This is a genomic window from Pseudomonas sp. GM_Psu_1 (assembly GCF_026544185.1).
GTDB lineage: Bacteria > Pseudomonadota > Gammaproteobacteria > Pseudomonadales > Pseudomonadaceae > Chryseomonas > Chryseomonas oryzihabitans.
Map to the genome: position 1 here is coordinate 438,144 of NZ_JALNUX010000001.1, position 22,520 is coordinate 460,663.

26 protein-coding genes are annotated in these 22,520 nt (G+C 66.9%); 15 read left to right on the plus strand and 11 right to left on the minus strand.

All coding sequences use genetic code 11. The features are described 5' to 3' along the window. The first annotated feature begins 42 nt into the window (after positions 1-42). The 9 genes from OXS31_RS02065 (at position 43) to OXS31_RS02105 (ending at position 7,448) form a co-directional block, all read left to right on the plus strand. Positions 43-1,707, plus strand: coding sequence for an OFA family MFS transporter (locus OXS31_RS02065; protein ID WP_144949090.1), 1,665 nt, complete (start codon positions 43-45; stop codon positions 1,705-1,707). Positions 1,708-1,851: 144 nt separating this feature from the next. Beyond that, positions 1,852-2,445 carry an imidazoleglycerol-phosphate dehydratase HisB gene (hisB, locus tag OXS31_RS02070; protein WP_007159790.1) on the plus strand — a complete coding sequence of 198 codons (594 nt, stop codon included), beginning with the start codon at positions 1,852-1,854 and terminating at the stop codon, positions 2,443-2,445. Then, on the plus strand, positions 2,445-3,083 hold the full coding sequence (hisH, locus tag OXS31_RS02075; protein WP_007159789.1) for an imidazole glycerol phosphate synthase subunit HisH: 639 nt from the start codon (positions 2,445-2,447) through the stop codon (positions 3,081-3,083). Before hisB ends, hisH begins: the two co-directional genes overlap by 1 nt. Next, on the plus strand, positions 3,083-3,340 hold the full coding sequence (locus OXS31_RS02080; RefSeq protein WP_027600693.1) for a DUF2164 domain-containing protein: 258 nt from the start codon (positions 3,083-3,085) through the stop codon (positions 3,338-3,340). Before hisH ends, OXS31_RS02080 begins: the two co-directional genes overlap by 1 nt. 31 nt (positions 3,341-3,371) lie before the next feature. Next, complete coding sequence (gene hisA / locus OXS31_RS02085; protein WP_007159787.1) at positions 3,372-4,109, plus strand: 1-(5-phosphoribosyl)-5-[(5-phosphoribosylamino)methylideneamino]imidazole-4-carboxamide isomerase; 738 nt, start codon at positions 3,372-3,374, stop codon at positions 4,107-4,109. A gap of 10 nt (positions 4,110-4,119) precedes the next feature. Continuing rightward, positions 4,120-4,902 (plus strand): imidazole glycerol phosphate synthase subunit HisF, encoded by a 783-nt coding sequence (gene hisF, locus OXS31_RS02090; RefSeq protein WP_007159785.1) that lies wholly within the window; start codon positions 4,120-4,122, stop codon positions 4,900-4,902. A 29-nt stretch (positions 4,903-4,931) separates the two neighbouring features. After that, a complete protein-coding gene (locus OXS31_RS02095; RefSeq protein WP_027600694.1) occupies positions 4,932-5,693 on the plus strand; it encodes an ABC transporter substrate-binding protein in 762 nt (253 codons plus the stop codon). A 49-nt stretch (positions 5,694-5,742) separates the two neighbouring features. Further along, positions 5,743-6,504 carry a transporter substrate-binding domain-containing protein gene (locus OXS31_RS02100; RefSeq protein WP_027597483.1) on the plus strand — a complete coding sequence of 254 codons (762 nt, stop codon included), beginning with the start codon at positions 5,743-5,745 and terminating at the stop codon, positions 6,502-6,504. A 182-nt stretch (positions 6,505-6,686) separates the two neighbouring features. Continuing rightward, complete coding sequence (locus OXS31_RS02105; protein ID WP_027597484.1) at positions 6,687-7,448, plus strand: ABC transporter substrate-binding protein; 762 nt, start codon at positions 6,687-6,689, stop codon at positions 7,446-7,448. Positions 7,449-7,465: 17 nt separating this feature from the next. Here OXS31_RS02105 and OXS31_RS02110 read toward each other — a convergent pair whose 3' ends face one another. From OXS31_RS02110 to OXS31_RS02125, 4 genes are all read right to left on the minus strand, one after another. Beyond that, positions 7,466-8,227 carry a divergent polysaccharide deacetylase family protein gene (locus OXS31_RS02110; protein ID WP_027597485.1) on the minus strand — a complete coding sequence of 254 codons (762 nt, stop codon included), beginning with the start codon at positions 8,225-8,227 and terminating at the stop codon, positions 7,466-7,468. Beyond that, positions 8,224-9,567, minus strand: a complete 1,344-nt coding sequence (locus tag OXS31_RS02115) for a S41 family peptidase (protein WP_267397797.1) — start codon at positions 9,565-9,567, stop codon at positions 8,224-8,226. The genes OXS31_RS02110 and OXS31_RS02115 overlap by 4 nt, the downstream gene beginning before the upstream one ends. A 29-nt stretch (positions 9,568-9,596) precedes the next feature. Then, a complete protein-coding gene (locus OXS31_RS02120; protein ID WP_267397798.1) occupies positions 9,597-10,880 on the minus strand; it encodes a peptidoglycan DD-metalloendopeptidase family protein in 1,284 nt (427 codons plus the stop codon). Positions 10,881-11,013: 133 nt separating this feature from the next. Next, complete coding sequence (locus OXS31_RS02125) at positions 11,014-11,625, minus strand: NAD(P)-dependent oxidoreductase (RefSeq protein ID WP_267397799.1); 612 nt, start codon at positions 11,623-11,625, stop codon at positions 11,014-11,016. 182 nt (positions 11,626-11,807) lie between these two features. On the opposite strand from OXS31_RS02125, the gene OXS31_RS02130 reads away from it, so the two are divergent. The 3 genes from OXS31_RS02130 to secB are packed head-to-tail and all read left to right on the plus strand — an operon-like array spanning position 11,808 to position 13,015. Continuing rightward, positions 11,808-12,227: a rhodanese-like domain-containing protein gene (locus OXS31_RS02130; RefSeq protein WP_007159777.1), complete on the plus strand. Its 420-nt coding sequence runs from the start codon at positions 11,808-11,810 to the stop codon at positions 12,225-12,227. 41 nt (positions 12,228-12,268) lie between these two features. After that, on the plus strand, positions 12,269-12,523 hold the full coding sequence (gene grxC, locus OXS31_RS02135) for a glutaredoxin 3 (RefSeq protein ID WP_007159776.1): 255 nt from the start codon (positions 12,269-12,271) through the stop codon (positions 12,521-12,523). 27 nt (positions 12,524-12,550) lie between these two features. After that, complete coding sequence (secB, locus tag OXS31_RS02140; RefSeq protein WP_007159775.1) at positions 12,551-13,015, plus strand: protein-export chaperone SecB; 465 nt, start codon at positions 12,551-12,553, stop codon at positions 13,013-13,015. 45 nt (positions 13,016-13,060) lie between these two features. Here secB and rarD read toward each other — a convergent pair whose 3' ends face one another. The 5 genes from rarD to OXS31_RS02165 form a co-directional block, all read right to left on the minus strand. Next, positions 13,061-13,948 carry an EamA family transporter RarD gene (gene rarD / locus OXS31_RS02145; protein ID WP_042134534.1) on the minus strand — a complete coding sequence of 296 codons (888 nt, stop codon included), beginning with the start codon at positions 13,946-13,948 and terminating at the stop codon, positions 13,061-13,063. A gap of 640 nt (positions 13,949-14,588) precedes the next feature. Then, the gene (locus tag OXS31_RS02150) at positions 14,589-15,563 is read right to left on the minus strand and encodes a serine/threonine protein kinase (RefSeq protein WP_267397800.1); all 975 of its coding nucleotides are present in this window, start codon (positions 15,561-15,563) and stop codon (positions 14,589-14,591) included. 110 nt (positions 15,564-15,673) lie between these two features. Then, entirely contained in the window at positions 15,674-17,563 is a 1,890-nt protein-coding gene (locus OXS31_RS02155) for a PhoX family phosphatase (protein ID WP_267397801.1), read from the minus strand. Between the two features lie 65 nt (positions 17,564-17,628). Then, on the minus strand, positions 17,629-18,366 hold the full coding sequence (locus OXS31_RS02160; protein ID WP_260984933.1) for a ComF family protein: 738 nt from the start codon (positions 18,364-18,366) through the stop codon (positions 17,629-17,631). Between the two features lie 58 nt (positions 18,367-18,424). Beyond that, complete coding sequence (locus OXS31_RS02165) at positions 18,425-18,721, minus strand: hypothetical protein (RefSeq protein ID WP_007159771.1); 297 nt, start codon at positions 18,719-18,721, stop codon at positions 18,425-18,427. A 112-nt stretch (positions 18,722-18,833) separates the two neighbouring features. On the opposite strand from OXS31_RS02165, the gene OXS31_RS02170 reads away from it, so the two are divergent. After that, positions 18,834-19,535 carry an alpha/beta fold hydrolase gene (locus OXS31_RS02170; RefSeq protein WP_267397802.1) on the plus strand — a complete coding sequence of 234 codons (702 nt, stop codon included), beginning with the start codon at positions 18,834-18,836 and terminating at the stop codon, positions 19,533-19,535. A gap of 70 nt (positions 19,536-19,605) precedes the next feature. Continuing rightward, a complete protein-coding gene (locus tag OXS31_RS02175; protein WP_267397803.1) occupies positions 19,606-20,193 on the plus strand; it encodes a cupin domain-containing protein in 588 nt (195 codons plus the stop codon). On the opposite strand, the gene OXS31_RS02180 is transcribed toward OXS31_RS02175, so the two are convergent. After that, positions 20,190-20,612, minus strand: coding sequence for a DUF1810 domain-containing protein (locus OXS31_RS02180; protein WP_027600703.1), 423 nt, complete (start codon positions 20,610-20,612; stop codon positions 20,190-20,192). The two genes, OXS31_RS02175 and OXS31_RS02180, sit on opposite strands and share 4 nt — an antisense overlap. Positions 20,613-20,682: 70 nt before the next feature. Next, complete coding sequence (locus OXS31_RS02185) at positions 20,683-22,017, minus strand: MFS transporter (RefSeq protein ID WP_267397804.1); 1,335 nt, start codon at positions 22,015-22,017, stop codon at positions 20,683-20,685. A gap of 165 nt (positions 22,018-22,182) precedes the next feature. Here OXS31_RS02185 and OXS31_RS02190 point away from each other — a divergent pair, with 165 nt between their 5' ends. Continuing rightward, the gene (locus OXS31_RS02190) at positions 22,183-22,506 is read left to right on the plus strand and encodes a thioredoxin family protein (RefSeq protein ID WP_027600705.1); all 324 of its coding nucleotides are present in this window, start codon (positions 22,183-22,185) and stop codon (positions 22,504-22,506) included. The last annotated feature ends 14 nt before the right edge of the window (positions 22,507-22,520 follow it).

Consider the following 22,520-nt stretch of genomic DNA (forward strand, 5'->3'; position numbering starts at 1 on the left):
TCCACCGGCCTGGACGCTATACACTAGAAAAGGGCTGAACCCATGAGCACTACTCTCACTGCTGGCGGTGTCGCTTCGGCACGTCCGGCTTTCCTTTCCAAGGAGCGCATCGTCGCCCGGCCCGGTTTCAACCGCTGGCTGGTCCCGCCGGCCGCCCTGGCCATCCACCTGTGCATCGGCATGGCCTACGGCTTCTCGGTCTTCTGGCTGCCGCTGTCCAAGGCGATCGGCATCACCGCCGCCGTGGCCTGCCCGGTCGAGATGGGCTTCTTCGAGCAGATCTTCAGTGCCACCTGTGACTGGAAGATCTCGCAGCTCGGCTGGATCTACACCCTGTTCTTCATCTTCCTCGGCTGCTCCGCCGCCCTGTTCGGTGGCTGGCTGGAACACGCCGGTCCGCGCAAGGCCGGGGTCGTCTCGGCCCTGTGCTGGTGCGGTGGTCTGCTGATCTCCGCCCTGGGCATCTATACCCACCAGATCTGGATGCTGTGGCTGGGTTCGGGCGTGATCGGCGGTATCGGTCTGGGCCTGGGCTACATCTCGCCGGTGTCGACCCTGATCAAGTGGTTCCCGGACAAGCGCGGCATGGCCACCGGCATGGCCATCATGGGCTTCGGTGGCGGCGCCATGGTGGGTGCCCCCCTGGCCGACCTCCTGATGCGCCACTTCGCCTCGGCGACCGAGGTCGGCGTCTGGCAGGCCTTCCTGGTCATGGCGGTGGTCTACTTCGTGTTCATGATGAGCGGTGCCCTGGGCTATCGCGTACCGCCGACCGGCTGGAAACCCGCCGGCTGGACGCCTTCGACCAAGAAGGCGCAGAACGCCATGATCACCAATCGCCACGTCCACGTGAGCAAGATCTGGGGCATCCCGCAGTTCTGGCTGGTCTGGGCCGTGCTCTGCCTGAACGTGACCGCCGGCATCGGCATCCTCGGCATGGCGTCGCCGCTGCTGCAGGAAGTCTTCGGTGGTCGTCTGCTGGGCAACGGCCTGGCCTACGGTGAACTCAGCGCCGATCAGCTCAAGCAGATCGCCGCCATCGCCGCCGGCTTCACCGGTCTGCTGAGCCTGTTCAACATCGGCGGTCGCTTCTTCTGGGCATCCTTCTCCGATTACATCGGCCGCAAGATGACCTACTTCGTCTTCTTCACCCTGGGTTTCGTGCTCTATGCCATCGTGCCCTGGACCGGTCACCTGGGCAGCGTGGCGCTGTTCGTCTTCGCCTTCTGCCTGATCCTGTCCATGTACGGCGGTGGTTTCGCCACCGTGCCGGCCTACCTCGCCGACCTGTTCGGTACTCAGATGGTCGGCGCCATCCACGGTCGCCTGCTTACCGCCTGGGCCGCCGCCGGCGTCTTCGGTCCGGTGCTGGTCAACTACCTGCGCGAGTATCAGCTCGGCATGGGCATCCCCCGCGCCCAGGTGTACGACATCACCCTGTACATCCTGGCCGGTCTGCTGGTGCTGGGCTTCATCTGCAACCTGATGGTGCGTCCGGTGGCCGACAAGCACTTCATGACCGAGGCCGAACTCGCCGTCGAGCGCGCCAATGGCCACGACAGCAACGCCGGCAGCGCCCAGGTGCTGGAGTGGAGCGCCGATCCCAAGACCAAGCCGCTGGCCATCGCCGCCTGGCTGGCCGTGGGCATCCCGCTGGCCTGGGGCATCTGGATCACCCTGCAAAAGACCGCCGCCCTGTTCAGCTGAGTCACAGCCGAACCGGACGGTAACGGGGCGTCCCCACGCGGGCGCCTCTCGCGGTGGGACGCCTCGTCCCGCCGCGCTTTCGATCCAGCCCCCGCGCCCCTATAATATCGGCCCTTTCGCCCACCGATTTTCGCGGAGCAGGCTATGGCCGAACGCAAGGCAACCGTCGAGCGCAACACCCTGGAGACCCAGGTCAAGGTATCCCTGGATCTGGACGGCACGGGCGCAGCGCGCTTCGACACCGGGGTCCCCTTCCTCGAGCACATGCTCGACCAGATCGCCCGCCACGGGCTGATCGACCTCGATATCCACTGCCGCGGCGACCTGCACATCGACGACCACCACACGGTGGAAGACATCGGCATCACCCTCGGCCAGGCCTTCGCCAAGGCGGTCGGCGACAAGAAGGGCATTCAGCGCTATGGCCATGCCTATGTGCCCCTGGACGAAGCCCTGTCGCGGGTGGTCATCGACTTCTCCGGCCGGCCCGGGCTGCACTGGAACGTGCCCTTCACCCGCGCCACCGTGGGCCGCATGGACGTCGACCTGTTCCTCGAATTCTTCCAGGGCTTCACCAATCACGCCCAGGTGACCCTGCACGTCGACAACCTGCGCGGCGTCAACAGCCACCACCAGATCGAGACGGTGTTCAAGGCCTTTGGCCGCGCCCTGCGCATGGCCCTTGCCGAAGACCCGCGCATGGCCGGCGTCATGCCCTCCACCAAGGGGTGCCTGTGATGCAGACGGTAGCCGTCATCGACTATGGCATGGGCAACCTGCACTCCGTGGCCAAGGCCCTGGAGCATGCCGGTAGCCACCAGGTGCTGGTGACCGGCGATCCCGCGGTGATCCGCGAGGCGGACCGCATCGTCCTGCCCGGCGTCGGCGCCATCCGCGACTGCATGGCCGAGATCCGCCGCCAGGGCATCGATGAGCTGGTCCGTGAAGTCAGCCAGGACCGCCCCTTCCTCGGCGTCTGCGTCGGCATGCAGGCGCTGATGCAGCGCAGCGAAGAGAACGGCGGCGTGGATTGCATCGGCCTGTTCCCCGGCGCCGTACGGCGTTTCCCGGGCGGCATGCAGGAAGAGGGCGAGACCCTCAAGGTACCGCACATGGGCTGGAACGAGGTCAGCCATGTGCTCGACCATCCGCTCTGGCACGGCATCCCCGATCGCGCCCGCTTCTATTTCGTGCACAGCTTCTATGTCGAGGCCGGCAATCCGCGCCAGGTGGTCGGGCGCGGCCACTATGGCCTGGACTTCGCCGCGGCGCTGGCCGACGGCTCGCGCTTCGCCACCCAGTTCCACCCCGAGAAGAGCGCCGACTGCGGCCTGCAGCTCTATGCCAACTTCCTCGCCTGGGACGGCCGCTGGTAATGGCGCGCAAGCCGCCCGCGCCGCTGGTGACGCTCGATCCCGAGCAGAGCCAGCGCCTGGTCACGGCCTTGCAGACCCTGCTGGACGACCGCTTCGAGGTCCGCCTGGGGCGGTTCGAAGTCGAGGAACTGCTGGATTTCTTCGCCCGCGAGTGCGGGCCGCTGTACTACAACAAGGCGGTTGCCGACGTGCAGACCCTGCTCAGGGAGCGTGTCGACAGCCTGGAAAGCGACATCTGGGCGCTGGAAAAGCCCTAGATCGCCCTCACCCCCGAGCCAAGGTATTGCCATGCTGATCATCCCCGCCATCGACCTCAAGGACGGTGCCTGCGTCCGCCTGCGCCAGGGGCGCATGGAAGATTCCACCGTGTTCTCCGACGATCCCGTGGCCATGGCCGCCCAGTGGGTCGACGGTGGCTGCCGCCGGCTGCACCTGGTGGATCTCAACGGCGCCTTCGAAGGCCAGCCGGTCAACGGCGAGGTGGTGACCGCCATCGCCAGGCGCTATCCCGGCCTGCCGATCCAGATCGGCGGCGGCATCCGCTCGCTGGAGACCATCGAGCACTATGTCCGCGCCGGCGTCAGCTACGTGATCATCGGCACCAAGGCGGTCAAGCAGCCGGAATTCGTCGCTGAAGCCTGCCGCGCCTTCCCCGGCAAGGTCATCGTCGGCCTGGACGCCAAGGACGGCTTCGTCGCCACCGACGGCTGGGCCGAGGTCAGCGAATTGCAGGTCACCGACCTGGCCCGCCGCTTCGAAGCCGACGGCGTCAGCGCCATCGTCTACACCGACATCGCCCGCGACGGCATGATGCAGGGCTGCAACGTGCCGGCCACCCGCGCCCTGGCCGAAGCCACCAGCATCCCGGTGATCGCCTCCGGCGGCATCCACAACCTGGGTGACATCCAGAACCTGCTCGACGCCCGTAGCCCGGGCATCATCGGCGCCATCACCGGCCGTGCGATCTACGAGGGCACCCTCGACGTCGCCGAGGCCCAGGCGCTGTGCGACAACTTCAAGGTCTGAGGACTCAGTCATGGCGCTGGCGAAACGCATCATCCCCTGCCTGGACGTGGACAATGGCCGCGTGGTCAAGGGCGTCAAGTTCGAGAACATCCGCGATGCCGGTGATCCGGTGGAGATCGCCCGCCGCTACAACGAGCAGGGCGCCGACGAGATCACCTTTCTCGACATCACCGCCAGCCACCAGGGTCGTGATACCACCCTGCACACCGTGGAGCGCATGGCCAGTCAGGTGTTCATCCCGCTGACCGTGGGCGGCGGCGTGCGCACCGTGCAGGACATCCGCAACCTGCTCAATGCCGGGGCCGACAAGGTCTCCATCAACACCGCGGCGGTCTTCACCCCGGAATTCGTCGGTGAAGCCGCGGCGCGCTTCGGCTCCCAGTGCATCGTGGTCGCCATCGATGCCAAGCGCGTCAGCGGCCCGGGCGAGACGCCGCGCTGGGAGATCTTCACCCATGGCGGACGCAAGCCCACCGGGCTGGATGCCGTGGCCTGGGCGCAGAAGATGGAAGGCCTGGGCGCCGGCGAGATCCTGCTCACCAGCATGGATCAGGACGGCATGAAGAACGGCTTCGACCTGGGCGTGACCCGCGCCGTCAGCGAGGCGGTGGGCATCCCGGTGATCGCCTCCGGCGGCGTCGGCAATCTGCAGCACCTGGCCGACGGCATCCTCGAAGGCAAGGCCTCTGCGGTGCTGGCGGCGAGCATCTTCCATTTCGGCGAATGCACCATTCCCGAGGCTAAACGGTACCTGGCCGAAAAAGGGATTGTGATACGCTCCACAAAATCTTAAGCACCGGCGGTGCCGGCAGGGAGAGGGGCGTGCGCAAGGGAATCTGGGCCTGCTTGGCCGGTTTGCTGCTGGTATCGACGACTGCGGTCAGGGCGGAGCTACCGGCGGGTTATCAGCTGACGCTGCTGACGGAAAACTTCCCGCCCTACAACTTCTCCGTGGATGGCAAGAACTTCGCTCGCGAGGGCGAGCTCAAGGGCATCGCCGTCGACATGGTCCGCGAGATGTGCCAGCGCGCCGGCATCTCCTACAACCTCACCCTGAGATTTCCCTGGGAGCGGATCTACGGCATGGCCCTGGATCAGCCCGACCACGGGGTCTTCGTCACCGCGCGGCTGCCCGAGCGCGAGGGGCTGTTCAAGTGGGTCGGTCCCATCGGCCCGGACGACTGGGTGCTGCTCGGGCGCGCCGACAGCCACCTGCAGCTGCGCAGCCTGGACGACGTCCGCAAGCAGCAGCTCAAGATCGGCGCCTACAAGGGCGACGCCATCGCCGAGAGTCTCGCCCAGCAGGGCTTCCAGCCGGATCTCGCGCTGCGCGATCAGGAAAACGTACAGCGCCTGGTCAAGGGACAGATCGATGTCTGGGCCACCGGTGACCCCGCCGGCCGCTACCTGGCCCGCCAGGAAGACGTGACCGGACTCAAGATGCTGCTGCGCTTCAACAGCGGCGAGCTGTTCCTGGCGCTGAACAAGCAGACCCCCGACGAGGTGGTACAGAAGCTGCAAAAGGCCCTCGACGAGATGCGCCAGAGCGGCGCGGTTCAGACCATTTTCAATCGTTATCTGTGATCCCGGCGGGCCGAGCGATCGGCGCGGACGGTCGCCTGAGGAGAGAGCTATGCGCAAGTCCTGGTTGGCCATCGCCGCCGTACTGTTGAGTTGCACCCTGGGCCTGGGGACGGCCCGGGCGGAATTGCCAGCGGGCTATCGCGTGGTGCTGCTGACCGAGAACTTCCCGCCCTTCAACATGGCGGTGGACGACAAGAATTTCGCGCGTGACGATGCCATCGACGGCATCAGCGCCGATCTGGTGCGCGAAATGTTCAAGCGCGCCGGGATCGACTACAACCTCTCGCTGCGCTTTCCCTGGGATCGCATCTACAACCTGACCCTGGAGAGCCCCAACTACGCGCTGTTCTCCGTGTCGCGCACCGAATCGAGGCTGCCGCTGTTCAAGTGGGTCGGGCCGCTGGGCAAGACCCGCAAGGTGTTCATGGCGCTGTCCGGCAGCACCCTCAAGGTGCCGGACCTGGCCACGGCGGCCCGGCTGCGCGTCGGTGCCTACAAGAATTCCGCGGTGAGCCTGATGATCCAGGAGAAGGGCATCGTTCCCATCGATGCCCTGCGTGATCAGGAGAACATCGCCAAGTTGCAGAAGGGCGAGATCGACGTCTGGGCCACCACCGACGTGGTCGCCCGCTACCTGGCCAAGCAGCAGGGCGTCAGCAATCTGCAGACCCTGCTCAGCTTCCAGGAATCCGACCTCTACCTGGCCTTGAACAAGGACACCCCCGACGAGGTGGTGACCCGCCTGCAGCAGGCGCTGGATGCCATGCGCCAGGAAGGTCTGGTCGACAGCATCACCAACAACTATCTCTAGTGCGTCGCCCGGCGGTGGCGTGGACGCGAGAGGCCAGGAATTCCGGATCGGCCAGGCGGCTAGACCGGGATCGACGCAGGACTGACGACCGCGGCGCAGCCAGCGGCAGTGAGCGCTGAATGTTGTAAAGGGAAATTCGACGAAACCTCGAAAATGCGGCCGTGCGTCGCCAGGGAGTTGCAATGCAAAAGCTGTGGTTGCGTCTTGCAGGTGTAGTCTTGGGTTGCACCCTGGGTTTGACCCAGGCCCGTGCCGAGTTGCCGGATTACTACCAGGTCGTGCTCCTGACCGAGAATTATCCTCCCTTCAACATGTCGGTCGATGACAAGAACTTCGCCCGCGATGACGCCATCGATGGTATCGCCACCGATATCGTCCGCGAGATGTTCAAGCGGGCCGGCATCAAGTACAGCCTTTCGCTGCGCTTCCCCTGGGACCGCATCTATCGGCTGACCCAGGAGACGCCCAACTACGGCCTCTTCTCCGTGGCCTACACCGAGGCGCGCAAGGATCAGTTCAAATGGGTGGGCCCTTTCGGCCGCTCGAGCTGGACCCTGCAGGCGCTGCCTGGCAGCAAGCTGGACGTCAAGACACTCAAGGACGCCGCCCGCTATCGCATCGGTACCTATCGCAACGATGTGATCAGCAAGACGCTGACCGCCCAGGGCATTCCGGTCATCGACGCCCTGCGCGATCAGGAGAACGTCGACAAACTGGTGAAAGGCCAGATCGACATCTGGGCTACCGCCGATCCTGTCGGCCGCTATCTCGCCAAGCAGCAGGGGGTGACCGGCTTGCAGACGCTGCTGCGCTTCAACGAGGTGGATCAGTATCTGGCGTTGAACAAGGACACCCCTGACGAGGTGGTGATACGCCTCAGGGCGGCGCTGGAGCAGATGCGCAAGGAAGGAGTGATCGACAGCATCACCAACAATTACCTCTGACGCCTGGAGGCCGCTCGCTAGCGATAGCGACCGGCGCGGCCGTGCCCTGGCATGGCCTGGTTGGCCCGCAGGGCGATCATCTGCGGCAGGTCGATGACCTCCACGCCCTGGGCCTTGAGCAGCGGCAACTGCTGGGCCAGCACCGCCAGGGTCGCCGGGTGCGGATGGCCGATCAGCACCGCGCTGCCCTGGCGCTGGGCCAAGCGCACGCCTTCGGCCAGCTGGGCCGCCACCGCCGCCGGGGTGGCATCGTTGTCGAGAAAGACATCGCGCGAGACGCTGGCCAGGCCGATCTTCTGGGCTTCCGCCGCGGCCACGGTGGCCGCGCTGGTGCGGCTGTCGAGAAACAGCAGGTGACGCTCCTGCAGGACCTGCATCAACTCGGCCATGGCGGGGCGGTCCGCGGTCATGCGACTACCTTCATGATTGTTCACCCCATCCGCCTCGGGTACCCGTTCCAGCGCCCGGTCCAGGCGTTGCAGGCGCTCGGCCGAGGACATCTCCGGATGCCAGGCATAGGGACCGCCGGCCGGGTCCATGGGCAGGTGCAGCAGCACGGTGCGTCCGGCGCGGTGGGCCACGGTGGCCAGTTCGGCGGCGTAGCGGGTCTCGGGGATGATCGCCAGGACCACCGGCGCGGGCAGGGCCAGGACCTGCCGATCCCGCGCCGGATTCTGCCCGAGGTCGTCGATGACGATGGTCAGCTGCGCGGTGGCGGCCTGGGCGAGGGTGCCGACCAGGGCGAGCGCCCCGGCCAGTAGCCAGCGTCCCGCCCTCACGGAGTATGGGTGACGTTGAGTCCCTTGAGCAGCGACAGCGCCTGGGAGAGCTGGAAGTCGTCATCCTGCGGCCGCGGACTCTGGTTGGGCGCCTTGCTGCCGGTGGGCCGATCGGCGCCGCCATTGCCATTGCCCAGGTGACCGGCCAGGTCCGCTTCGCGGAAGTATTCGTCGCCGCCGCTCTGCGGGGTGACCTTGGCCGGCGCCACGGCGATGTCCGGGGTGATGCCCTGGGCCTGGATGGAGCGCTTGCTCGGCGTGTAGTAAAGCGCCGTGGTGAGCTTGAGCGCGCGGTCGTTGTTGAGCGGCAGCACCGTCTGCACCGAACCCTTGCCGAAGCTGTCGGTGCCCATGAGGATGCCGCGCTTGGAATCCTGCAGGGCGCCGGCGACGATTTCCGCGGCCGAGGCGCTGCCGCCATTGATCAGCACCACCAGGGGCACCTTCTCGCTGGGATCGGCGGCATCGGCCGAGAAGCGCAGCTCGGAGTTGGGCAGGCGGCCCTTGGTGTAGACGATCAGACCGTGGGTCATGAAGGCATCCGCCACCTCGACCGCCGACTGCAGGACCCCGCCCGGGTTGTTTCTCAGGTCGAGGATCAGGCCCTTGAGCTTGCCCTTGTTCTCCTGACGCAGCTTGCCGAGCGCCTTTACCGTCTCTTCGCCGGTATTGACCTGGAACTGCGAGATGCGCAGCAGGCCGTAGCCGGATTCGAGCAGCTGACTCTTGACGCTGTTGACCTTGATCACCGCCCGCGCCAGCTTGACGTCGAACGGCTGGCCGCCACCGCGGACGATGGTCAGCACGATGGGGCTGCCCGGCTTGCCGCGCATCTTGTCGACGGCTTCGTTGATGGCCTGGCCCTTGGTGGGCTGGCCGTCGATCTTGACGATCAGGTCGCCCGGTTGCAGGCGCGCCTTGGCCGCCGGGGTGTCGTCGATGGGCGAGACCACCTTGATGAAGCCGTTCTCCTGGCCGACTTCCAGGCCCAGGCCGCCGAATTCACCGCTGGTGGTTTCCTGCAGTTCGGCGAAGTCCTTGGGTTCCAGATAGGCGGAATGCGGATCCAGGTTGCTGAGCATGCCCTTGATGGCGTTCTCCAGCAGGACCTTGTCCGACACCGGCTCCACATAGGCGGCCTTGATGCGGTCGAACACCTCGGCGAAGGTGCGCAGCTCGTCCAGCGGCAGCGGAGCACTGGCCGGTGCCGCGGGCGCGGCGCCCGGTGCGACCGGCGTCACCGCAGCCGGCGTGCTCTGCGACGATTGCGCCTGGACGACTCCGACGCCGCTGAACAGCAGGGCGAGGACCAGGACGGTGGGACGAAAGCGATGCGGCATGTGCAGCTCCTAAACCGAGGTGTGTCGCACTATCCCTGAGCACGGCACCAGATGACCGGGTCCGTCGGGCGGCCCTGTTGGCGGATGGCGAAGTACAAGGCGGAGGCTTCCTGACCGCCGCTGGCGCCGACGGTCGCGATGGCATCCCCGGCCTTGACCACGTCACCCGCAGACTTGAGCAGGCTCTGATTATGTCCGTACAGGCTGAGATAGCCATTCCCATGATCGATGATAACCAGTTGGCCAGCGCCTCTTAGCCAGTCGGCGAAGACCACCCGGCCGTCGTGCACCGCCTTGACCCGGGTACCGGCCCCGGCTGCGATCAGGACGCCGTCCCATTTCGCGCGGGGGTCGTCGCCGCGGGCACTGCCGAAACGCGCCACCAGACGGCCATCGACCGGCCAGGGCAGCTTGCCGCGGGCATTGGCGAAGGCGCCGCCATAGGCAGGTGCTGCACTAGACACCGCCAGTTCCGGGGCGTTCGAGGGGCGCGGGGCTTTCGGCTCGCTTTGCGCCTGGCGCCGTGCCGCTTCCCGTGCCTCGGCGGCGCGGGCTTCGGCCAGTTGCCGCTGACGGGCTTCCTCCGCTTCGCGGGCCTGGCGCGCGAGGGTTTCCTCGATGGTCTTGAGCACCTTGTTCAGCGCGGCCTGATCCTGCTCGCGGTTCTCGATCTCGCGACTCTTGTCGCGGTAGTCCGCGTTGATCTTGGCCAGCGCCGCCTGGCGCTCCTTGCGCACCTCGGCCAGCTCCGCCTGACGCTTCTCCAGGTCTTCGCGGCGGGCGACCAGTGCGCCCTGTTCCTGCTGGATGCCCTGTTCCACCTCGCGCAACTCGCGCAGGGTGTCGTTGAAGGTGGCGAGCTGATCCAGCCGGGTGCGATTCAGGTAGTTGTAGTAGGTGAGGGTGCGGCTGACCTTTTCCGGATGCTCCTGATTGAGCAGCAGCTTGAGGTATTCCTGACGGCCGCTCTGGTAGGCGGCGCGCACCTGCACGGCGATCAGCTGTTGTTGCTCAGCGCGAGACTGGTCGAGCTTCTTCTTGCGCCCGTCCAGCTCTTGCAGCTTTTTTTCGCCGTTCTCCAGCTGCTTCTGCAGCGAGTCCACCTGCTTTTCCAGCTCGCCCATCTGGGTCTCGGTGCCCTGCAGCTGCTTCTGCACGCCGGACTTCTCGGCCTGCACCTGCTTGAGGACCTTCTGCATCTCCTGGATTTCCCGGCGGGTCTGCTCGATCTGCCGCTGGGTATCGGCGCGATCGTCGGCCAGGGCGGGAGCGAGAACGCTGGCAAGCAGGAGAAGGGCGAGAACACGGCGCATGCGAGGTCGTACGTTTCTAGGGCGAAGCGCCTAGTATGCCCGTCACATCCGGCAAAAAAAACGGCAAGGCACGCCGTTCAGCGTTCACGGCCCGACCAGGCGGCCAGGCTGCGAACGAGGGGGCATTTCCGTTTCAGTAGCCGACGGTGAAACGGGTACGGTGATGAACGGGACGTTCGACCTCGTCGAGCAGGGCCACGGCAAAGTCTTCGTAGGAGATGTGGCTGTCCCCGGCCGCATCGAACAGCAGGGTATCGTCGCCCAGGCGGAAGCGGCCCGTGCGGGTGCCCGGGGCGAAGACCATCTGCGGACTGACGAAGACCCAGTCGAGGTCGCTGACCCCGCGCAGGGCGTCCAGGGTAGCGATCCCGGCCCCGGCTTCGCTGCGGTATTCCGCGGGAAAGGCCGGCGCATCGAACAGTCGCGAGCCGTCCGGCAGCTTCAGGCTGGCGGCGCCGCCAACGATCAGCAGGCGCGGGATGCCAGTGGCTCTGGCGAAGTCGATCAGCGTATCCGGTGCGATGTCGGCGAATCTCAGGCTGCTGACCAGCACGTCATGGCCGGACAGCACCTTGGCCGCCTGCGGATCCTTGGCGTCGCCGGCAACCACGTTCAGGTCGGCACGGGACGCCAGGCGCGCGGGTTCCCGCACCAGGGCGGTGACCCGGTGGCCGCGGGAGAGGGCTTCGTCGAGCAGACGGCTGCCGACGTTGCCGGTGGCGCCGAGCAGGGCGATGGAAGTCATGGCTGGATTCCTCGGAAATGAAGGGAAGCCAAGCCTAGGCAGAGCGACGGAAGCCGCCAAGGAGGCAGTTCGGGATGAGCTGGTTACCTGCGGATAACCCGGGGGCGGCGAGGGTATGGCGCCATCGGGGGGCTGTGTATACTGGCCAGCATTTTTAGCCCTCCTTGGATAGTTCTTTCATTATGGAATTTCTCGGTCGGGTGGTCGAATTCGCCACCCATCATCCGCTGCTCGTCGCCGCCTTCCTCGCCATCGTCGCCCTGATGCTGTTCAACGAGACCCGTCGGGGCGGGCGCAGCCTGTCCACCGGCGAACTCACCAACCTGGTCAATCGCGAAGAGGGCGTGGTGCTCGACATCCGCCCGAGCAAGGACTTCGCCGCCGGGCATATCGTCGGCGCGTTGAACATCGCCCAGGAGAAAGTCGCCAGCAGCCTGTCTCTACTGGAGAAGCACAAGGCCAAGACCCTGATCGTGGTGGACAGCGCCGGCCAGCAGGCCGGCGCCGTGTGCGGCGATCTGCAGAAGGCCGGCTTCACCGCCGCTCGGCTGAACGGCGGCATCGCCACCTGGCGTGCAGAGAATCTGCCCCTGGTGAAGTGAACCCCTAGCGTGGCCGCCTCATCGGCCACTGGAGACCGCGCATGTCTGACGTCGTCATCTATACCAGTGCCTGGTGTCCCTATTGCCATCGTGCCAAGCACCTGCTCGATCGCAAGAACGTGGCCTACCGGGAAGTCTCCGTCGACGGCCAGCCGGCGCTGCGCAGCGAGATGGCCCGCAAGGCCGGTCGCACCAGCGTGCCGCAGATCTGGGTCGGCAGCACCCACGTCGGCGGTTGCGACGATCTCTATGCCCTAGACCGAAGCGGACGTCTCGATCCGCTGCTGTCCGCCTGACCAACACTCATCACTCAAGGCCCTACCATGACCGACCAAGCCAATGGCGCCCAGGAAGACGGCGCTCAGTTCTCCCTGCAACGCATCTACATCCGCGACCTGTCCTTCGAAGCGCCCAAGAGCCCCGAGATCTTCCGTCAGGACTGGCAGCCCAACGTCAACCTGGACCTGGCCACCCGCCAGAAGACCCTGGGCGACGACTTCCACGAAGTGGTGCTGACCCTGACCGTGACCGTCAAGAACAACGAAGAGACCGCCTTCATCGCCGAAGTGCAGCAGGGTGGCATCTTCCTGATCAAGGGCCTGGACGCCGCCTCCATGGCCCATGCCCTGGGCGCCTTCTGCCCCAACATCCTGTTCCCCTACGCCCGTGAAGCGCTGGACAACATGGTGGTGCGTGGCTCCTTCCCCGCGCTGATGCTGCAGCCGGTGAACTTCGACGCCCTCTACGCCCAGGAACTGGCGCGCATGCAGACCGCCGGCGAAGCCTGATCGGCGCCGCAGCGGTGACGAACGCCCCTTGCGAGGGGCGTTCTGCTATCCGGCCTTCAGCTTGCGACTGGCGCGCCAGAGATCGAAGCTGAACACGGCAAGGCCCGTCCAGATGCAGATGAAGGCGAACAGCCGCTCGCGGGGGAAGGGTTCGTCGTAGAGCCAGACCGCCTGGATCAGCACCAGGGTCGGCGCCAGGTACTGCAGGAAGCCCAGGGTCGAATAGGGCAGCTTGCGCGCCGCGGCGTTGAAGCACAGCAACGGGATCAGGGTGACCGGCCCGGCCAGCACGATCAGCAGGCCCAGCGAGGATTGCCAGGTCTCCGCCTGCAGACTCACCCCCGGGGTCAGCAGCGGCAGCGCGACCAGGGCGATCGGCACCAGCATCCAGCTCTCCACCACCATGCCCGGCAGCGCGGCTACCGGCGTCTGCCGCCGCACCAGGCCATAGAAGGCGAAAGTCAGCGCCAGCGCCAGGGAGACCCAAGGCAGTTGCCCCAGGGTCCACAATTGCTGGGCGACGCCCAGCACCGCCAGGCCCACGGCGATCCACTGCAGCGGCCGCAGGCGTTCACCGAGGATCACCAGGGCGAGCAGGATGTTGACCAGCGGATTAATGTAGTAGCCCAGGCTGGCCTCGACCACATGGGCGTTGTTGACCGCCCAGATGTAGACCAGCCAGTTGCAGGCCACCAGGGCGCCGGACAGCGCCAGCCAGAGCAGCCGTCGCGGGTGGGCGCGCAACTCCGCCCACCAGCCGCGATGGCGCCAGACCAGCAGCAGCAAGGCGCTGAACAGGGCGGACCAGAGGATGCGCTGGAACAGGATTTCGGTCGCCGGCAGGGCCGCCAGCAGCTTGAAGAACAGCGGAAACAAGCCCCACAGCCCATAGGCGGTGAGGCCCAGGGCATAACCCTGGCGCAAGGCAGACATGAGAGGTCCTTAGGCAGGCAACGTTCTTGTCCGGGCAGGATAGCCTAAGGGGCGGTGTGATGTGGGAGTGACGACAGCAAGCGTTTGCCTGCTGCGCCACTGCGCTATCGCGGCCATGGCGGCCCGCCGATGCGGCCGCTCCTCCCGATACATCGCGCCTCTGTAGGAGCGGCCCATGGCCGCGATCAGTGCTGTAGCGTGAAAAACGACGCAGCCTTTTCCACTGAAGAGTTCATCGCGGGTCCTACCCTCACCCCAGCCCTCTCCCGGAGGGAGAGGGGGTATCCGAGCCCGTAGCGTGGAAAACGGCGCAGCCTTTTCCACTGAAGAGTTCATCGCACGGCTTACCCTCACCCCAGCCCTCTCCCGGAGGGAGAGGGGGTATCCGAGCCCGTAGCGTGGAAAACGGCGCAGCCTTTTCAACTGAAGAGTTTGTCGCACGGCTTACCCTCACCCCAGCCCTCTCCCGGAGGGAGAGGGGGTATCCGAGGCCATAGCGTGGAAAACGGCGCAGCCTTTTCCACTGAAGAGTTCATCGCACGGCTTACCCTCACCCCAGCCCTCTCCCGGAGGGAGAGGGGGGTATCCGGGCCTGTAGCGTGGAAAACGGCGCAGCCTTTTCCACTGCGTCGCAGCAAGCCTAGAACAGCCGCAGCGGCGCCTCGTCCAAGGCGGCGCGTTGTTCGCGCAGGGTGAGGATCTGGTCGCCCCAGTAGCGTTCGCTGCCGAACCAGGGAAAGCTCTTGGGAAAGGCCGGATCGTCCCAGCGACGTGCCAGCCAGGCGCTGTAGTGCATCAGCCGCAGGGTGCGCAGCCCCTCGATAAGCGCCAGCTCGCGCGGCTGGAAGTCGTGGAATTCCTCGTAGCCGTCCATCAGCTCGGACAGCTGCGTCAGCCGCTCCTGGCGATCGCCAGCCAGCAGCATCCAGAGATCCTGCATGGCCGGACCGTGGCGGCAGTCGTCGAGGTCGACGATATGGTAGGCGTCATCGCGGCAGAGCAGGTTGCCCGGATGGCAGTCGCCGTGCAGGCGGATGACGTCGTAGCTGACGCTTTCGAAGCGTTCGTCGAGACGCTGCAGCAGGTCGCGCGCCACCGATTCATAGGCTGGCAGCAGGCTCTGGGGAATGAAGTTGCCGGTCAGCAGCGTGTCCAGCGAGGCATGCCCATAGCCCTGGACGTCCAGCGTCTCGCGGTGCTGGAAGGGGCGGCTGGCGCCCACCGCGTGCAGGCGACCCAGCAGTTGGCCGAGGCGATGCAGCTGATTGAGATCACCCGGCTCCGGCGCCCGGCCGCCGCGGCGGGGAAAGAGCGCGAAGCGAAAGCCGGCATGATTGAACAGCGTCTGGCCGTCGCGCTGCAGGGGCGCGACCACCGGCACCTCGCGCTCTTCCAGCTCGGCGGAAAAGGCGTGCTCTTCCAGGATGGCCGCGTCGGTCCAGCGATCCGGGCGATAGAACTTGGCGATCAGCGGGGTCTCGCCTTCGATGCCGATCTGGTAGACGCGGTTCTCGTAGCTGTTGAGGGCCAGTACCCGGGCATCGCTGAGATAGCCCAGGCTTTCGATGGCGTCGATGACGAGGTCGGGACTCAGATTTTCGAACGGATGAGACATGGCGCGCTCCTCGGTCACGGGGGACGATGGCGATTGCCACCCTGCATCCGGGAGATGCTAGCGCATGCCCGAGCCCCATGGCGAAGGCTCGAGCGCTATCCGCTCGCCGGTCAGGCGCCGATCACACCACCGTCTTCGCGGCTGATGACCATTACCGAAGAGCGTGGCTGGCCGTTCGGCTGGGCCTCGGGAAAGCTCGAACCGCCTTCCTCGCCCGGGTGCTGGATGCCGACGAACATCGTCTTGTAGTCCGGCGAAAAGGCCAGGCCGGTGACCTCGCAGCCGACCGGACCGACCAGGAAGCGGCGCATCTCGCCGCTGCGCGGATCGGCGCAGAGCATCTGGTTGTTGCCCATGCCCTCGTAGTCACCCTTGTTGCTGTACTTGCCGTCGGTGAGCACCCACAGCCGGCCGGCGGCGTCGAAGCCCAGGCCATCGGGACTGTTGAACATGTTCTCGGCATTGATCTGCTGAGAGCCCGCTTCCGGCTTGCCCGGGTGCACCTTGGGATTGCCGGCGATGACGAAGAGGTCCCAGTCGAAGCTCAGGGCCGCGGCATCGTCACCGCTCTCGCGCCAGCGCACGATCTGGCCGTAGAGGTTGTTGGCGCGGGGATTGGGGCCGCCCACCGGCATGCCGTCCTCGCCGCGCTTGGTGTTGTTGGTCAGGGTGCAATAGACCTGGCCGTCCTTGGGGCTGACGGCGATCCACTCGGGTCTGTCCATGCGCGTGGCGCCGACCTGGGTGCCGGCCTGGCGGGCGTGGATGAGCACCTCGGCCTGGCTGGCGAAGCCGTTGGCGGCGGTCAGGCCGTTCTCGCCATGCACCAGCGGCAGCCACTGACCGCGGCCCTTGGGGCGGTTCGGATCATGATCGCCCTCGTCGAAGCGAGCGACATAGAGGGTGCCGTGGTCGAGCAGGTCGCGATTGGCCTTGGGATCGTCCTGCAGGGGCTCGCGGCTGACGAACTTGTAGATGAACTCGCCGCGCTCGTCGTCGCCCATGTAGACCACCACGCGGCCATCGCGGGTGCGGGCGAGGGCGGCGTTCTCGTGCTTGAAGCGCCCTAGGGCGGTGCGCTTGACCGGCTTGGCCTGGGGATCGAAGGGATCGATTTCGGTGATCCAGCCGTGGCGATTGAGTTCGTTGGGATTCTGCGCCAGGTCGAAGCGATCGTCGTGCAGGTGCCAGTCGTTCTCCACGCTGGCGTGCTTGACGCTGTAGCGCTTCTGGGCGGCGTCGAACTTCAGGTTGGCATCGCGACTGCCGAAGACGTCGGTGAAGTTCTCTTCGCAGGTCAGGTAGGTGTGCCAGGGGGTGGCGCCGCTGGAGCAGTTCTGGAAGGTACCCAGCACCTCGCGTCCGGCTGGGTCGGCGGCGGTCTTGAGCAGGTCATGGCCGGCAGCCGGACCGCTGACGGCGATGGGCGTGTTGCCATGCACGCGGCGGTTGTAGGGCGAGCCCTGGACGAAATGCCACTGGCCGTCCACGCGCTTCACCTCGATCACCGAGACGCCCTCGGCGGCCTGGGCCTTGCGGGTGTCTTCCAGGGACTTGGGCGGCGTGCCGTGGCTGAGCAGATAGCGGTAGTTGGTGTATTCGTTGTTGATCGCCATCAGCGCCCGATCCGGATCGTCCGGAAAGGGATAGAAGGCCATGCCGTCGTTGTTGTCGCCGAATTGCACGGCCTGGTCGGCGGCGCTCGGGCTGCCATCGGGGCGGAAGGCCGGACCGTCGGCGTGCAGCGGCTGACCCCAGCTGATGAGCACGCTGGCGCGATAGCCGGGCGGCACCACCAGGGTGTCGGCGGTGGAGGCGGGGATGTTGGCGAAGCCGATCAGCGGATTGCCCGCGGCTTCGCCGACGGCGTCGGCCAGGGCGCTGCGACCGAGCAGGCCGCCGCCCAGGAACAGGGCGGCACCGGCCAGGGCGCCGGCACCGATGAAGCGCCGGCGGCTCAGTTGGACGAGGCGTTCGAGATCGGTCTGCTCGTTATGCATGCTGATGGCTCCCTCACGGTGTGCAGGCGAGGCTAGTCAGACTAAATGACGGTTTGGTGACAGCGCTACTCGCCGGGTGGCGGCGTCCGCGCCAGGCAATAGACATCCACCCGCCGGGCGCCCGCGCGCTTGAGCAGGCGCGCCAGGCTGTCGGCGGTGGCGCCGGTGGTGAGGACGTCGTCCACCAAGGCCAGATGGCGACCCTCCAACCCGGCGTCCTGCACCAGGGCGAAGGCCTGCCGGAGATTGCGCCGCCGCTCGCTGGCGCTCAGGCCCTGCTGGCTGTGCTGCTCCTCCACTCGCTGCAATAGTCCGCCATCCACCGGTAGCTTCAAGGACTTGCCGAGCCAGCCGGCCAGCAGTGCGGCCTGGTTGAAGCCGCGCTGGCGCAGGCGCAGGGGCGAGAGAGGAACGGGCAGCAGGCACTCCGGGCGCAGCTGACCTTCGTCGAACAGGTGCTGCAGATGCCGCGCCAGCAGCGCCCCGGCCAGACGGCCGAGACTCCCGTGATCGCGGTGCTTGAATCTGTTGATCAGGGTGTCGACCGGAAAGGCATAGCGCCAGGGCGCCAGCACCTGGTCGAAGGCCGGCGGCTTGGCCAGGCAGCCGCCGCAGAACAGGCCGTCCACCGGCAGCGGCAGGGCGCAGCCCTGGCAATGGGGGCCGAGCCAGGGCAATTCGCTGTCGCAGCCTTCGCACAGGGGCAGTCCGGCCGGCAGCCAGGCGGCGCAGAGGGCGCAGCTGGTCCCGGGCCGCAGGCGTTGCCAGTGGCGCTTCAAGGCCTGGGAAAGGGGTGGGGTCATGACGGCGTCCGTGCCGAGCGAGAGCCCTACTGTGCCAGGCGGAGCGCCTGGCGACCAGTCAGCCGCGGATCAGCCAGCTCATCACCATCAGGCCGAGAATCAGCCAGATGACGCCGCCCACCACCGAGCGCGCCATGAAGGCGCGTACCGCGGCGTAGAGCAGCAGCAGGCCGATGGCCAGGACGACGAAGCTGATATAGGAGTCGTCCATGCCGATGGAGCGGGCCATGCCATGGAGAAAGTCGTGCACGGCGTCGGCGAGGCCGCCGAGCACCGAGCCGAACAGATCGATGATGAAACGGATGACCTGGCCGAGCGCGGCGCCGAGCCAGTCGAAGAAGCCTTCAGTACGCATGGATGTTTCCGGATCCTTGGCAATGTCCCTTGGAACCCGCGAAGCCCACGGGGTTCGCTGGTGATCCGCGCTACACTGCGCGTTTTCCGCAGTGTCTCTCAAGTCCTTAGTGATGACCGCTACCGATACCCTTCCGCTGATCCTGCTTCCCGGCCTGCTCTGCGACAGCCGTCTCTGGGCCGCTCAGGCCGCCGACCTGGCCGACGTCTGTCCGGTGCTCATTCCCGACCTCACCCGCGACCTGGGCATCCCTGCCCTGGCGCGCCGGGTGCTGGCCGAGGCGCCGCCGCGCTTCGCCCTGGGCGCCCTGTCCATGGGTGGCTACGTGGCCTTCGAGATCTTGCGCCAGGCGCCGGAACGGGTAGCGCGGCTGGCACTGTTCGACACCATGGCCAGCCCGGACGCCCCGGAGCGCGCCGCCCAGCGCCGCGCCATGCTCGAACTGGCCGAGCGCGGGCGTTTCCTCGGTATCAGTCCGCAACTCTTGCCGCGGCTGATCCACCCCTCGCGCCTGGGCACGCCGGTGGCCGATACCGTGCTGGCCATGGGCAAGGCGGTGGGCAAGGAGGCCTTCCTGCGCCAACAGCAGTCGATCATCGACCGCCCCGACTCACGCCCGACCCTGGCAGGGATCCGCATCCCGACCCTGATCGTGGTGGGCGCCCAGGACCAGCTGACCCCGCCGGCCGAAGCCGAGCTGATGCACGCCGGCATCCAGGATTCGCACCTGGTGGTGCTGGACGACTGCGGTCACCTGCCGCCGCTGGAACTGCCGGAGCGCACCTCGGCGCTGCTGCGGGAATGGCTGGCCTGACCCCTCGTCGCGGGCGCTGAACCCGGGCACCAGGCCGGCCTCCATTGGCAAAGCCCCGAGGGAGTCCCGCATGCCGCATCGTCCGTCTCTGTCCGTCCTTTCCCTGATGCTGGGCCTGGCGCCCGCCGCCCTGGCCCTGGCCGCGCCGGTGGGTGCCGGTCAGCCCGAACAACTGCATTTCGCCGACGATGGCGTCATCCCCAACAGTCGCCTGCCCGTATTGCTCTATCGCCAGGTTCCCCTGGCCGGCTCAGACCGCGCCGCCGCCCTGGAGCGGCTGTTCGCCGACAACGCCTGGCCGCCGCAATGGCGCTATGGCGTCTACGATTATCATCACTATCACCCCAATGCCCATGAAGTCCTTGGCGTGGCGCGCGGCCAGGCGCGGCTGCGGCTGGGTGGCGAGCAGGGGCGGGATGTGGAGGTGACCGCGGGCGACGTGGTGGTGCTGCCGGCAGGGACCGGGCACCGCAACCTGGAATCCAGCGCGGATTTCCTGGTGGTGGGCGCCTATCCGCCCGATCGGCAGGACTTCATCACCCAGCGCGCCGATCCGGCCGCCCATGCCCGTTCAGTCGAATTGATCGCCCAAGTGCCTGTGCCACTGACTGATCCGGTGACCGGACGGGAAGGGGCGCTACCCGAGCTCTGGCGCTAGCAGAGTCGCGTCAGGGTGGCTTCGTCCGGCTGGCCGGCGAAAAAGGTCTTCAGCGCCTGGCGAAAGGGTTCGGGGTCTTCGGCCACGGCGGCGAAGAGGGTCAGGCAGGAATGGAATTTGAGATCGTCCGGCTGGCCGAACAGCGCCGTGGCCGACAGCTGCGGATGCTCCAGCGCGGCGGCGGTGATCTCCCGCAGGCGGGGTCCCAGCAGCGGATGCGCCAAGTAGGCACTGGCCTCGTCGCGGGAGGCGATGGCGTAGCGCTGCGCCGTCTCGCTGCGGCCCAGCCCCTGGATCTGCGGAAAGATGAACCACATCCAGTGGCTGCGCTTGCGCCCGGCGCGAATCTCCGCCAGGGCGGTGGCATAGGTGTCGGCCTGGGCGTCGAGGAAGCGTTGCAGATCGTGAGCGGCGGGCATGTCGAAACTCCGGGCCTTTTGCCTATCGGCAGATGGACCCGGAGGAAGTGCCGGTCAAGGGACGAGCGGTCTAGCCGCGCACCGCGCGATAGGTCGTTTCACCGCCTTCGCTGACCTCGTCCAGATCGATGCGCGAAGTCTCGGGCAGACTCAGGCCGCCGATCAGGCCGAGCAGGGCGATCAGGATCAGGTAGAGCGCCGGCGAGAGATTGCTGCCGGTGGCGCCGATCAGCCAGGTCGCCATCAGCGGCGCGGTGCCGCCGAAGATGGTGTAGGCCAGGTTGTAGGTGATGGCCCCGGCGGTGTAGCGCGTGCGGGTGGGGAAGACCTCGCTGAGCAGCGGTGCGGTCACCACGTTGCACAGCACCGCCCCGGCGCCCAGCAGCAGCGAGCCCAACAGGGCGCTGCCGAACTGGCCGCTGCTGGCCAGCAGCAGCGCCGGATAGACGCCCACCGCCAGCACCAGACTGGCCAGCACCGTGGTCATGCGCCGGCCGATGCGGTCGGTGACGCGTCCCAGCACCGGACAGGCCGCCGCCGCCGCGAACAGGGTGATCAGGCTGATGGCCAGGGCCGCGGCCCGGTCGAAGCCGCCGGCCAGTTGCAGGTAGGTGGAGAAGTAGGTGGTGAACATATAGAAGGACAGCGCCGTCAGCGAGATGAAGGCGCCCAGGCGCAGGATCGAGCGACCCTGCAGCCTGAGCGTCTCGCCCAGCGGCGAATGGCTGACCTCATGGTCCGCTTCCAACGCCTGGAAGGCCGGAGTCTCGTCCAGCTTCAGCCGCAGATAGAGACCGATCAGACCCAGCGGCGCGGCGGCCAGGAAGGGGACGCGCCAGCCCCAGTCGGCCATGGCGGCGGCGCCCAGCAGTCGCTCCAGGCCCCAGGCGGTCAGGGCCGCGCTGGCAAAGGCGAGAAAGGTCGAGACCGGTACGAAGCTGCCGTAGCGCCCGCGGCGATCGCGCGGTGAATGCTCCATCACATAGGCGCAGGCCCCGGCGTATTCGCCGCCGGCGGAAAAGCCCTGGGCGCAGCGGATCAGTGTCAGCAGGATCGGCGCCCAGATGCCGATGGTGGCGTAGCTGGGCAGGATGCCGATCAGGGCGGTGGCGCCGGCCATGATCAGGATGGTAAGCGCCAGGGTGCGCTTGCGGCCGATGCGGTCGCCCAGCAGGCCGAAGACGATGCCGCCCAGTGGCCGGAAGGCGAAGGCCACCGCAAAGACGGCAAAGGTCTTGAGCAGGCCGGCGGTGGCGTCGCCACTGGGAAAGAAGTGCGCCGCGAGCAGGGTGGCGAGAAAGCCATAGAGGGCGAAATCGAACCATTCGACGAAGTTGCCGATGGACGCGGCGGAGATGACCTTGCGCAGGGTGGCGGGTGAAACGGAAGTCGCTGTCTGGCTCATGGCGGGCCTCGGGAAAGGGCGGAGACGGAGGCAGAAATGGAGCGCCTTGTTTTATTGTCATGACATCGGGGCGTACCGCAGGATCGACCCTAGTCCTTTTCCCGTGACCGAGCAGTCCCGCCAGCGACTTGTCCACCGTTGGAACCGACTTCAGGAGCCCCCGCCATGACCATGACGACCACCTATGCGGAAAAGGAGCCCGCCCGCGCTGATGTCGACGCCCTGCCGGGTGTCACCCTGCTGGAGTTCGGCGCACCCTGGTGCGGACACTGCCGCGCCGCCCAGCCGCTGCTGGCCACGGCGCTCGCGGACTACCCCGGCGTGCGCCATCTCAAGATCGAGGATGGCCCCGGCCGCCGCCTGGGACGCTCCTTTCGCGTCAAGCTCTGGCCCACGCTGATCGTCTTCAAGGACGGCCAGGAACTGGCGCGGCTGGTACGTCCGGCGACGGCGGCGGCCCTGGACGAAGCCCTGGCCCTGGCGGACTGACCGGTCGTTCCGCT

Bases quoted from the DNA above. Each gene is read 5' to 3' on its own strand.
- OXS31_RS02170 (WP_267397802.1), top strand. From the start codon at position 18,834: ATGACCGCTACCGATACCCTTCCGCTGATCCTGCTTCCCGGCCTGCTC.
- hisB (WP_007159790.1), top strand. From the start codon at position 1,852: ATGGCCGAACGCAAGGCAACCGTCGAGCGCAACACCCTGGAGACCCAG.
- OXS31_RS02180 (WP_027600703.1), bottom strand. From the start codon at position 20,612: ATGCCCGCCGCTCACGATCTGCAACGCTTCCTCGACGCCCAGGCCGAC.
- hisF (WP_007159785.1), top strand. From the start codon at position 4,120: ATGGCGCTGGCGAAACGCATCATCCCCTGCCTGGACGTGGACAATGGC.
- OXS31_RS02130 (WP_007159777.1), top strand. From the start codon at position 11,808: ATGGAATTTCTCGGTCGGGTGGTCGAATTCGCCACCCATCATCCGCTG.
- OXS31_RS02125 (WP_267397799.1), bottom strand. From the start codon at position 11,625: ATGACTTCCATCGCCCTGCTCGGCGCCACCGGCAACGTCGGCAGCCGT.
- secB (WP_007159775.1), top strand. From the start codon at position 12,551: ATGACCGACCAAGCCAATGGCGCCCAGGAAGACGGCGCTCAGTTCTCC.
- OXS31_RS02080 (WP_027600693.1), top strand. From the start codon at position 3,083: ATGGCGCGCAAGCCGCCCGCGCCGCTGGTGACGCTCGATCCCGAGCAG.
- rarD (WP_042134534.1), bottom strand. From the start codon at position 13,948: ATGTCTGCCTTGCGCCAGGGTTATGCCCTGGGCCTCACCGCCTATGGG.
- hisA (WP_007159787.1), top strand. From the start codon at position 3,372: ATGCTGATCATCCCCGCCATCGACCTCAAGGACGGTGCCTGCGTCCGC.
- OXS31_RS02185 (WP_267397804.1), bottom strand. From the start codon at position 22,017: ATGAGCCAGACAGCGACTTCCGTTTCACCCGCCACCCTGCGCAAGGTC.
- grxC (WP_007159776.1), top strand. From the start codon at position 12,269: ATGTCTGACGTCGTCATCTATACCAGTGCCTGGTGTCCCTATTGCCAT.
- OXS31_RS02165 (WP_007159771.1), bottom strand. From the start codon at position 18,721: ATGCGTACTGAAGGCTTCTTCGACTGGCTCGGCGCCGCGCTCGGCCAG.
- OXS31_RS02100 (WP_027597483.1), top strand. From the start codon at position 5,743: ATGCGCAAGTCCTGGTTGGCCATCGCCGCCGTACTGTTGAGTTGCACC.
- OXS31_RS02065 (WP_144949090.1), top strand. From the start codon at position 43: ATGAGCACTACTCTCACTGCTGGCGGTGTCGCTTCGGCACGTCCGGCT.
- OXS31_RS02155 (WP_267397801.1), bottom strand. From the start codon at position 17,563: ATGCATAACGAGCAGACCGATCTCGAACGCCTCGTCCAACTGAGCCGC.
- OXS31_RS02105 (WP_027597484.1), top strand. From the start codon at position 6,687: ATGCAAAAGCTGTGGTTGCGTCTTGCAGGTGTAGTCTTGGGTTGCACC.
- OXS31_RS02190 (WP_027600705.1), top strand. From the start codon at position 22,183: ATGACCATGACGACCACCTATGCGGAAAAGGAGCCCGCCCGCGCTGAT.
- OXS31_RS02120 (WP_267397798.1), bottom strand. From the start codon at position 10,880: ATGCGCCGTGTTCTCGCCCTTCTCCTGCTTGCCAGCGTTCTCGCTCCC.
- OXS31_RS02160 (WP_260984933.1), bottom strand. From the start codon at position 18,366: ATGACCCCACCCCTTTCCCAGGCCTTGAAGCGCCACTGGCAACGCCTG.
- OXS31_RS02150 (WP_267397800.1), bottom strand. From the start codon at position 15,563: ATGTCTCATCCGTTCGAAAATCTGAGTCCCGACCTCGTCATCGACGCC.
- hisH (WP_007159789.1), top strand. From the start codon at position 2,445: ATGCAGACGGTAGCCGTCATCGACTATGGCATGGGCAACCTGCACTCC.
- OXS31_RS02115 (WP_267397797.1), bottom strand. From the start codon at position 9,567: ATGCCGCATCGCTTTCGTCCCACCGTCCTGGTCCTCGCCCTGCTGTTC.
- OXS31_RS02175 (WP_267397803.1), top strand. From the start codon at position 19,606: ATGCCGCATCGTCCGTCTCTGTCCGTCCTTTCCCTGATGCTGGGCCTG.